This is a genomic window from Streptomyces sp. LaPpAH-108, from assembly GCF_000373625.1.
Classification (GTDB): Bacteria; Actinomycetota; Actinomycetes; order Streptomycetales; family Streptomycetaceae; genus Streptomyces.
In genome coordinates this window covers 473,973-483,244 of the sequence record NZ_KB891997.1, presented here as the reverse complement: position 1 = coordinate 483,244, position 9,272 = coordinate 473,973, and the positions used below count along the sequence as shown (strand labels likewise).

Annotated in this window: 9 protein-coding genes and 1 pseudogene; 3 read left to right on the top strand and 7 right to left on the bottom strand. The window is 70.3% G+C overall.

From position 1 onward, the window contains the following. The 3 genes and pseudogenes from B079_RS36120 to B079_RS36115 all read right to left on the bottom strand — a co-directional run. Positions 1 to 401 (bottom strand): hypothetical protein (locus B079_RS36120; RefSeq protein WP_018548915.1); only part of this gene is annotated, 401 nt, incomplete at its 3' end. Between the two features lie 443 nt (positions 402 to 844). Then, positions 845 to 1,416, bottom strand: a pseudogene (locus tag B079_RS32850) (cysteine hydrolase family protein). 256 nt (positions 1,417 to 1,672) lie between these two features. After that, positions 1,673 to 2,098, bottom strand: a complete 426-nt coding sequence (locus tag B079_RS36115) for a PfkB family carbohydrate kinase (RefSeq protein ID WP_051095060.1) — start codon at positions 2,096 to 2,098, stop codon at positions 1,673 to 1,675. 1,864 nt (positions 2,099 to 3,962) lie between these two features. Here B079_RS36115 and B079_RS36110 point away from each other — a divergent pair. Both B079_RS36110 and B079_RS0126665 read left to right on the top strand, forming a co-directional pair. Beyond that, complete coding sequence (locus B079_RS36110) at positions 3,963 to 4,478, top strand: DUF6193 family natural product biosynthesis protein (RefSeq protein WP_018545922.1); 516 nt, start codon at positions 3,963 to 3,965, stop codon at positions 4,476 to 4,478. Between the two features lie 182 nt (positions 4,479 to 4,660). Continuing rightward, positions 4,661 to 5,110: a hypothetical protein gene (locus B079_RS0126665; RefSeq protein ID WP_018545921.1), complete on the top strand. Its 450-nt coding sequence runs from the start codon at positions 4,661 to 4,663 to the stop codon at positions 5,108 to 5,110. Positions 5,111 to 5,180: 70 nt separating this feature from the next. Here B079_RS0126665 and B079_RS0126660 read toward each other — a convergent pair whose 3' ends face one another. Then, positions 5,181 to 6,377, bottom strand: a complete 1,197-nt coding sequence (locus tag B079_RS0126660; RefSeq protein WP_018548914.1) for an FAD-dependent monooxygenase — start codon at positions 6,375 to 6,377, stop codon at positions 5,181 to 5,183. Between the two features lie 130 nt (positions 6,378 to 6,507). On the opposite strand from B079_RS0126660, the gene B079_RS0126655 reads away from it, so the two are divergent. Continuing rightward, on the top strand, positions 6,508 to 7,008 hold the full coding sequence (locus B079_RS0126655; protein ID WP_018548913.1) for a MarR family winged helix-turn-helix transcriptional regulator: 501 nt from the start codon (positions 6,508 to 6,510) through the stop codon (positions 7,006 to 7,008). Positions 7,009 to 7,162: 154 nt separating this feature from the next. On the opposite strand, the gene B079_RS0126650 is transcribed toward B079_RS0126655, so the two are convergent. The 3 genes from B079_RS0126650 to B079_RS34325 are packed head-to-tail and all read right to left on the bottom strand — an operon-like array spanning position 7,163 to position 9,250. Beyond that, the gene (locus B079_RS0126650; RefSeq protein ID WP_026249111.1) at positions 7,163 to 8,386 is read right to left on the bottom strand and encodes a BN159_2729 family protein; all 1,224 of its coding nucleotides are present in this window, start codon (positions 8,384 to 8,386) and stop codon (positions 7,163 to 7,165) included. Continuing rightward, positions 8,383 to 8,985 (bottom strand): RNA polymerase sigma factor, encoded by a 603-nt coding sequence (locus tag B079_RS0126645; RefSeq protein ID WP_018548912.1) that lies wholly within the window; start codon positions 8,983 to 8,985, stop codon positions 8,383 to 8,385. The genes B079_RS0126650 and B079_RS0126645 overlap by 4 nt, the downstream gene beginning before the upstream one ends. Continuing rightward, a complete protein-coding gene (locus B079_RS34325) occupies positions 8,900 to 9,250 on the bottom strand; it encodes a helix-turn-helix domain-containing protein (RefSeq protein ID WP_158685056.1) in 351 nt (116 codons plus the stop codon). The genes B079_RS0126645 and B079_RS34325 overlap by 86 nt, the downstream gene beginning before the upstream one ends. Positions 9,251 to 9,272: the final 22 nt, after the last annotated feature.

Genomic DNA, 9,272 nt, shown 5'->3' with positions numbered 1-9,272 from the left:
ACCGGGTCGGTCACGCTGTGGGCGGTGCCGGCCACGTGGTAGGCGTTGAACGTCGGGTCGATCACCTGCAGCAGGCCCTTCGAGGGGATGCCGTTGCGCGCGTTGACGTCCCAGTTGTTCTGCGCGTTGGGGTTGCCGCCGGACTCGCGCATGATGTTGCGCTTCAGACCGTCGTAGCTGCCCGGGATGCCCTTCGCCTTCATGATCGCCAGCGACTGCTTGATCCAGCCGTCCAGATTCCCGCCAGCGGCAGCCTGGGAGGCGGTCTTGGCGGTGTGAGCGGTGTGCGGCACCGCGGCGACATGGTGGGCGGTCTGCGGCATCTCGGCCGCCGACGCCGAGGACGGCATCATCGTCACCGCGCCGGCCGCGGCACCCGCCGTGACCAGACCGGACAGCACAACACGACGCAGACGAGCAGAACGGCGGGCAGCAGAAAACACAGACACGAGGGGACTCTCCAAAAGACGTCGTTAAGGCAACCAGCCAGGACCGGCCGACAAACCTGTGGGCGCCGGGGCGAGGCCCCGCAGCCACCGGAAAAATCAAGAACAGGCACCCCCGGGGATCAACACCCGGACCGCCTGCCACTCCGGCAACGACCAACATGATTAAAGCCAGACAAACCCCCACGCAAGCATGTGACCTACTACCCCCACACGGAGAAATGTCTGAAATGTGCCATTTTGCGGCTTTGGGTGCTGGTCAGCACACACCCCGCCTACGACCCCCGATAGAACGTGACCCACCCCCTATGACCACCATCACCAGAAACGGCACAAACAGGACCGCCAGAACCACCCGGCCGCCCCGTCAGCCGCAACAGCACCGAACAGACCTTCCGCTATCGCGGGGCGACGGCTTTGACCCAGTCCTCGACGGTCACGACCTGCGCCCACTGCGGAAACAGCCTCTCGACGAGGAACCGGTGCACCTCGGGGTCGGTGTCCAGGCAGGCGTCCGCCAGGACCGTGAGACCGAAGTCCAGGTCGACAGCGCGCCACAGAGTGGCGCCACAGAGTGGACAGGACCACCGCGCTGGTCGCGATACCGGTCAGGACGAGACTGCCGCGGGCCCCTGAGCACCAGGTCCAGGTCGCTGCCCGAGAAGGCACTCCCCCGTCGCTTGGTCACCACCACGTCGCCCTGCCGGGGCGCAACGTCGCCGTGGATCCCGGTACCGGGCTCACCCTCGGCGAACAGACCGGCCCGCACGATGCCGGCCATCACCTTGTTGCGGGAGCCGACTTCCGGATCACCCGGCCGTAATCCGATCACCACATAGATCACAGGGATACCGGCAGCCCGGACCCCGTCGATCGCCCGGCCCAAGCGCGGCAGACATCCGGAACCGCCGTCCGCGACCGCCACGATGTCCCGCTGGACATCCATCACCAGAAGCGCGCTGTCCGCCACGCCCGCCGCCCCTTCTCCGCAGGGAAAAACACGGGCAAGCCTGGTGGATCAACCACACCATGACCAGGATCCGGGAAAACCTCACCCACCCACGGCCCCCACTCCCCCGACAGCGCGGACACAACCCAGCCACGCCCGCACCGGACCACCCCCACCTGACTCCTCGTACACCTCCCACCGCCCGCCGGTGGGTGAAAGCGAGCAGCCGGGTCGACAACGGCCTGCAGCGCAAGCGGACCCCGATCCGCCGCCCCCCTCAGAGCCGAGGCCGCCGTGACGGGGCCGGGACGCAGTACGGATCGCCCCGCAGCAGCCCGGCGAAGAAGCCCGCCGCGAAGACGTCGACCGCGCCCACCGGCTCGGCCACAGTGACCCGCAGGGCCGGGACCGTGACCGTCTCCGACGCGGTGAACGCCGTCGCCGCGCGGGAGCCGTCCTTGACGACGAGGATCCGCGGGCCCGGGAGCAGGTCACGCGCTGTGGTGGGGGTGAGGTCCGGGCCCCACAGATCCTGGGCCTCGTCCAGGCCCACCAGGACGATGTCGGCGCGGTTCGCGAGGTAACGGAGTGCGTCCGGGGCGATGCCCTTCGGCCAGAGAGCGGGGCGGTGGTTGACGTCGAAGCTGATCACATAAGGGCGGCGGGCGGTGGCGGAGACCGCGAGGGCGCGGACAAGCAGCACACCGCCCGCACCCCCCTCGCCCGCGCCCAGGACACGGGCTCGGGCGCGGGCGAGCCACCGCTCACGTCTGGCACTGCGCCGTCCCCGCAGCAGACCACCCACTCCAGACACCCCCGGCCGCACGCGCATGCACCCGGATCTCGACCCTCACCGGCCCGCACACCCGGGTGGAACTGCCCACCTCCGTGGGACCGGCAGTCGCGCCCGCCGGAACAGAGGTGCGGCCGGTGCCCAGCTTCACCCAGTGACCGCCCGAGACGACACGGAAAAAGGCCTCGTAAGAGACGTCCACCGCCCTCGTGCCCGTGTTACGCAGCTTGATGTGAGCCGTGATCTCCCGGGTGTAGACCCTGCCCTCCTTGCCACGCTGGGCACTGATACAGCCGTTGACAGCCACCCGACCGGTCGACACCCCGCCACCACACGCGACAGCCGCCGCGTGAGCGTTTACGGGAACAGTCAGCACGGTGAGTGCCGCCGCACCCAGAGCCGCACCCATGAACCTCATCCGCACGATCTACCCCTTCCGATCACCATCACGTCAGGAAAACCATGACGCGGCGAGGCATGAACAGCAGCGATCCGGCGCGATCTTCACCCCAACGGAAGCGGGGCGGTACCCCGCCGCACGTTCCAGCGAGTCCGGCGTGTTCTTCACCCCCAGCGGGAACGGCCGGTACCCCGCTGACGTCCACACCACCCTGGCTTGCGCGGCCTTCGGCAGGCCGTCCGCCTGCTGCCCGAGAACGCCGTGGCGGAGAACAGGCAGACAGCCGGAGACGTCCGCGGGGACATCGAGCCCCAGGAACGGGAGACGGCACTCGACCTACTCATCGAGACCGCGGATGCCCGTCCGGCGCCCGTCGGCTTCCGGAAGACGCCCGCCGAGGCCGCTCGGCAGATGATGTTTGGACCGGAGCCGGCGTCGGTGCGAGTGACGGGGCCGGGAAGCCGAACACGGCACGGCCCGGACAACCCTGACCCTGCCCGGAGCCGACGAAGGTGGCCGCCGGGGTGTCATCACAGGGGACGGTCGGCTCAGGCGCTGCGGGGGATATCGGTAATCGCAGCACAGACACACGGCGAGATCCGAACATCACGCGGCTTGGGACATCGCACGGCTTCGGGCGGAGTTCGCGCCACAGCCCGGCCCTGGAGAGACAGCCGACGCCCGCCCGGCTCCCCGCAGCCCGAGCCGTGGCGGCATCTGAAACACGGGGACGTGATCATTCATCACGCATGAGACTCAACCCGCCCTCGGCATCACCGACATCATCCGCCACAAGACGTGCGTACGGCCGCCAGACACAACCAGCGCGTCCCAGGGCGGGCAACCCCGCGTCAGCCGCGCCCCGGGACCGTGGCGATCTCACCCTCCGGGTATCACGTCGGCACACCCCGGCCGGCCGGAAACCCCTCCCCGCCGACCGGAGCGACAGAAAGACCGACAACACCACGCCAGGCCTGCAGGCAGATCAGAGCGGCAAGCTCCATCAAACCCGGCCAGCCCCCCGGTTGCAGCGCCCGGAGCCGCTGCTCCGCATCCTCGCGGCCCTGCGGTGAGACACCATCGAGCCCCATACCCACTCCCCCCGAACTCGCCGCCCTCCACTCCGACAACGCGGCCCGCGACAGCCTCCCCGCAGCTCCGCCGGCCGAGACGGACACCCCTCTCGGAGCTGTGCCCCTCACACCCCCGGACTCCGGACCGCTGGACCACACAGCTGCCGTAAATACCCTCCCGCACCACAGACCACAGACCACAGAGCACTGACCACAGAGCACAGAGCACTGACCGCTGACGACCAGCACCTGGCCGCATGAACGGCGGTAGCCGATCCGCGACGAGGAACCAGCCCAAGACATGCCCCCCATCGACGGGAACCCGGACAAACCGGCGCAAGCCGCCCGGGCCACCCGGGCCCGGCGCGACGAGACGCCACAGGAGGACATCCGAGAGCTGGAGGACATCCGAGAGGCGGCACCCTTCATGCACCCGACCGGCCGGTCCGAGGCACCCGACGGCGACCCCGCACGCTTGACGGAATCCGAATGGCACGAAATACGCCGGGAAGCAGCCGAACTGGACTACCTCTGGCAGGAGACCTGCCAGAACCTGATCGAAGCGGCCTACGCCGAACCGGCACTACGCGCCCTCTACCCCTTCACCAGCCACCGGGCACTGCGCTTCTCCACCACCACCCGCCCCCACCTGGCCATCACCGGACCATGCCTGAGCGCCAACAGCGACAACACATACGGGGTAGGCAGGGGCTTCACCAGCCAGGACCTCGGGCAATTCACCACAGCACGGGAAGCCGTAGAAGCGGCAGTACACCACCTGCCCCCCAGCCCCGGCCCCATCACACTCGGCATCTGACCCCGCACAACACCAACCCGCCCCGACCCCGGGCCCCGTCACGCTCAGCGGGTGAACCCACACCACCCGGCAGACGATTCAGCCCGGCCCAGCCCCCGGCGCCCGGACGGCACAACCATCCGCATGTGCCGTGAGTCACACCAGGCAGGAGCAACAAACTCCAACCACCACAAGGGGGAAAAATGCGATTCCACCGTTCCGCACTGGCCGCCCTCGCCACCATGGCCCTGGCCGCAGGAGCCACCACCGCCCTCGCCTCACCCGCCTCCGCCGCACCCAACACCACACCCCAGAAGGTCTGCGGCAACGCCTACAAAACCGTCAACTCCGCACCCATCGGCTCCCTCGGCACCGTCTACCTCACCTACAACCCCACCAACGGCAAGAACTGCGTCACCACCATCCGCAACACGCCCGGCACCGCGACCGATGTGGCCGCCTGGATCTACGTCCCCGACACCGACGCCTACGACCAGGACTACGGCACCTACACCTCCTACGCCGGACCCACCTACATCTACGGCAAGGGCCACTGCGTCGACTGGGGCGGCCAGATCCACAACGTCTACACCCAGATCACCGGCTCCAACTGCGCCTCCCTCAAAGAACAACGCACCACCACCATCCACTGAACACAACACAACACACCCCGGCAGAACGCCACACCAACTCCACCGGGGCCCATACACTGCCGCCCTCCCTTCAGCCCGCCACCTCATACTCCGGCAACCGCAGCGCCGTGCTCGCCGCCCGGCCCTCCGCACCCGTCAGCGCTGCCGTGTCGCGCAGTGCCTCGTTACGGGTGGCGAGCATGTCCGGGGTGCTCGGGGCGACGAAGGAGCCGCCTGTCGTGGCCAGGGCCTGGTTCTGCTCGACGAAGTCGCGCGTCAGGCGCTCGTACGCCGCGAACGCCTCCGCGTGGTCGGTGTGGCGGGCCAGTTCGCCCGCCAGGACGTAGGCGCCGACCAGGGAGACGCTGGAGCCCTGGCCGGACAGGAACGATGTCGCGTGGGCCGCGTCGCCCGCGAGAGCCACCCGCCCGCGGGACCACGTCGGCATGTGGATCTGGCTCACGATGTCGAAGAACAGGTCCTCGGCCTCCCCCATCGCCTCCACCAGCCGGGGAAGGTGCCAGACGCGCTCCGGGAACGTCTTGGCCACCAGTTCCCGCTGCGCGCCGGGGTCGCGGAACGCCTCGTACGGCGGCACGGCCTGCGTGAAGGTCAGGAAGCCGTGCAGGCGGTCCGAGGGCTCATGGGCGTACAGCACCGCCGCGCGGCCCGGCGTGTTCCAGATGACGCCCTCGTGCGCCAGGCCGAAGTCGTTGGGCAGAGTGAAACCGGCGAAGGTGTAACCGAGGTAGCGGTGGAACTCCTCCTCGGGGCCGAAGACCAGGCCGCGGGTGTGGGAGTGCAGGCCGTCGGCGCCGATGACCAGGTCGAACGTGCGGCGGGTGCCGCTGTCGAAGACCACGTCCACCCGGTCGCCCCGGTCGTCCAGGGTCGCGATGGAGTCGCTGAACAGGAACTCGACCCGGTCGCGTATCGGGGTGTACAGCGCGTCGGCCAGGTCGCCCCGGCGTACCTCCAGGTCCAGGCCCTCCGCGCCGCCGGTCAGGGACTCGGGGCGCAGGGAGGCGATCGGGGCGCCCTCGGCGTCGACGAAGGACAGCTTGCGGGTGTCGACGTGGGCCTCGCGCAGGCGCGAGAGCAGGCCCATGCGGGAGACAACGTCGCGGGCGGTGCCGCGGATGTCGATGGCGTAGCCGCCGCCCCGTACCGCGGCGGCCTTCTCGACGACGGTGACGTCGAAGCCGTAGCGGTCGAGCCAGTAGGCCAGGGCGGGGCCGGCGATGCTGGCGCCGGAGACGAGGACGGTGCGGTTCGCGGAGTGGTTCACTGCGGGGGTCCTTCCGGAACAGGCCAAAGATACGTACTTTAGGTATCCTTTTGCGGGGTGCAGATGCCCCTGGGACGCCTTCGGACCCGAGCATATAGATACCTAAGTTAGGTATGCAAGTGGAGTTGATGTGAACGCCGACCCCTCGGACACGCCCTCGGCGGACGTGCTCGCCGTCATCCCCCGGCTCGCCCAGCTGAGCAACGCCCTCAACCGCGGACGCCTCGCCGAACGCGCGACGGCCGCCGCCGGGCTCTCGCTCGACCGGCCCGCCATGGGTGTGCTCGTCACGCTCCACATGTCCGACCGGCCGCTGCGCATCGGCGAGATCGCCGAGCGGATGCAGGTCGTCGGCCCGCATGTCACGCGCCAGGTCCAGGAACTCGAACGGCGCGGCCTCGTACGGCGCATCGCCGACCCGCACGACCGGCGCGCGAGCCTCATCGAGGCCACGCCCGACGGCACCGGCGCCGCCAACCGTTACGCCGCCTCGCTCGTCGGCTGGTTCTCCGAGGCCGTCGCGGACTGGTCCGACCAGGACCGAAGCGATCTCGGGCGCCTTCTCGGACGCCTCGTCGACGACGTCACCGCTCGCATGAACCGCATCGAGCAGGAGGGGGGCGGGGACTGAGGAGGAGAGGCCGCGGTGGCCCGCTGACCTGGTGGGTCCTGGTGGGCATGGCCCCGTCCGGTCATGCCCCGCCCAGTCATGCCGCGCGCCCGCGCCGCCCGGGCCCGGCTCCCGTGACCGACCGCTCGGGAGCCGGGCCTCCCGGCCCGCCGCCTCAGGTCAGCGGGCCGCGCGTCGCGACCAGCGCGCCCAGCGGCATCGGCGGCCCGTCCGTACCCGTCAGGGCCAGCAGCGGCATGCCGTCCTCGCCGTCGCGGCCCAGGTAACGCCAGGAGCGGCCATGGCGGTCGGTGAGGGAGCGGGCGAGGTCGTAGACACGGCCGCCGAGGCGGTACGGGGTCACCAGCGTGCGGGACGCCTCGTCCAGCAGGCGGGGCACCTCGTGCGCGGTCAGGCGGACCTCGGTGCCCGCGATACGGCCCGTCACCACCTCCGCGTCGCCCACCCGCAGCGTCCGCACGTCCGGCGGCACGCCGATCACCGTCAGCCAGTACTCCCAGTCCGCCAGACCCAGTGCGTGGATGTGCACCCCCACCCACTCCGTGTCCGCCGTGATCTGCGTGACCTCCAGACGGCCCGCGCTCTCCACCTTCAGCCGCGCCGCCAGCGACACCGGGCCACCGGTCTTCTCCGCCGCCTCCGGGACCGGGAGCGCCATGTCCTCGTCGGTGGCCAACGGCGGTTCGGGCAACGGCCGTTCGGGCATCGGCTGGGCCACGGGAGCCGGGTCCTCGGACGGTGGGGCGGGCGCGTGGCGGCGGGTGTGCGGAAGCGTGATCGCGCCTCGCAGCATCCCGGCGGGCGGCGTCGGCACCGGCTCCAGCCGCTCCGCCGGGTCCGGCGGTGCCTCCATGACCGGCCTCGCCTCCGGAGTCGGCGCTGCGGACATCACCGGTACGGCCGGTTCCGGCGCGGGTACGGCCTCGAAGTCCGGCACCCCTACCGGCATCGCCACGTCGTGGACGGGCCGGGCCTCGGATTCCACCGGCACTGCCGGGTCCGGTACGAACACGGACGGGCTCCCCGGGGACACGACCGGCGACGCCAACTCGGTTACGGGCTCCGCCTCTTGGTCGAACACCCCCGACATGCCCGGCAACGCCACGTCGGAACCGAGCTGGACCTCCGGCTCCACCACCCCCAAGTCCGCGCTGGACAGCACCGGTTGAAGATGCGCCGGTCCCTGACGCGGCGTCAGCGGCATCACTCGCTCGGGCGGCCGTTCCAGCCGGCGCCCCTCCCTCCGCACGGACCCGGGCTCCACCAACCGTCCCTCCGCCCGCAGTTCAGCCACGAACGCGCGCGCGACACGAGCCAGCCGGTCCGCGAGTTCCCGCTCGATGCCGTCCGCGCCGCTGAAGTCGAAGTCGTCCGTCATGCCGCCGCCCCCGTGTAGGCCTTGCGCAGCGAGCCCAGGGCACGCCACTGCAGCGTCTTGACCGCGCCGTCCGTCGTACCGAGCGTGCGAGCCGTCTCACTGATCGACATCTCGTCCAGGAACCGCAGCCGGATCACCGCCTGCTGGCGGGGCGTGATGCCCGCGAGGGCGGCGAGGAGGCCGTCGACGTCCAGCGTGGACAGGACGGTGTCCTCGGCGGTGCTGACCGGGACCGCCCAGGTGTCGCCGATGTGCGTGATCTGGTCGACGAAGGTCAGACGGCGGGTCGCGGCCACCTTGAAGTGGTCGGCGACCACATGGTGGGCGATCGTGCACAGCCAGGCGCGGATCGGGGTGCCCGTCCAGCGGAACGTGGAGATCTTGGACCATGCCTTCACGAACACGTCGGAGGTCAGGTCCTCGGCCAGGGCGGGGTTGGATCTGACCCGGCGGCCGATGAACGCGGCGACGACACCGCGATGCAATCGGTACAGCTCGCCGAACGCCTCCGGGTCACCGTGCCGGGCGCGGGTGATGAGCGCCGGTTCCTTGGGGATGAGGGAGGCGGGGGCGGGGCCGGTCTGGGGGGAAGTGGTCAAAGTCTGCTCCCGGGTCTGTCAGTTGGGCGGCCATCGCGGCCGGGGGTGCGCCGGGGGGCTCCTGCGACGGGTGCGGGTCGTCGTAGACGAGGGCGTCCATGCAGACGCCGTAGACGCCGCGCAGCGTCCACAGCGTCGGCAGGCTCGGCTGTTTGGTGCCGGCCGCGAGGCGGTGGAGCGTCGACCTGCTGATGCCGGTGCGCCGTGCCACGTCGGCGACACTCGCGTCACCGAACTCCCCCGCCTTGTCGAGGAGTCTGGTCATATGGAGACGGAGCATGGTCAAA

Coding starts and splice junctions, on each gene's coding strand:
- B079_RS34325 (WP_158685056.1), bottom strand. CDS start 9,250: ATGACCAGACTCCTCGACAAGGCGGGGGAGTTCGGTGACGCGAGTGTC.
- B079_RS0126665 (WP_018545921.1), top strand. CDS start 4,661: ATGCGATTCCACCGTTCCGCACTGGCCGCCCTCGCCACCATGGCCCTG.
- B079_RS0126650 (WP_026249111.1), bottom strand. CDS start 8,386: ATGACGGACGACTTCGACTTCAGCGGCGCGGACGGCATCGAGCGGGAA.
- B079_RS36110 (WP_018545922.1), top strand. CDS start 3,963: ATGCCCCCCATCGACGGGAACCCGGACAAACCGGCGCAAGCCGCCCGG.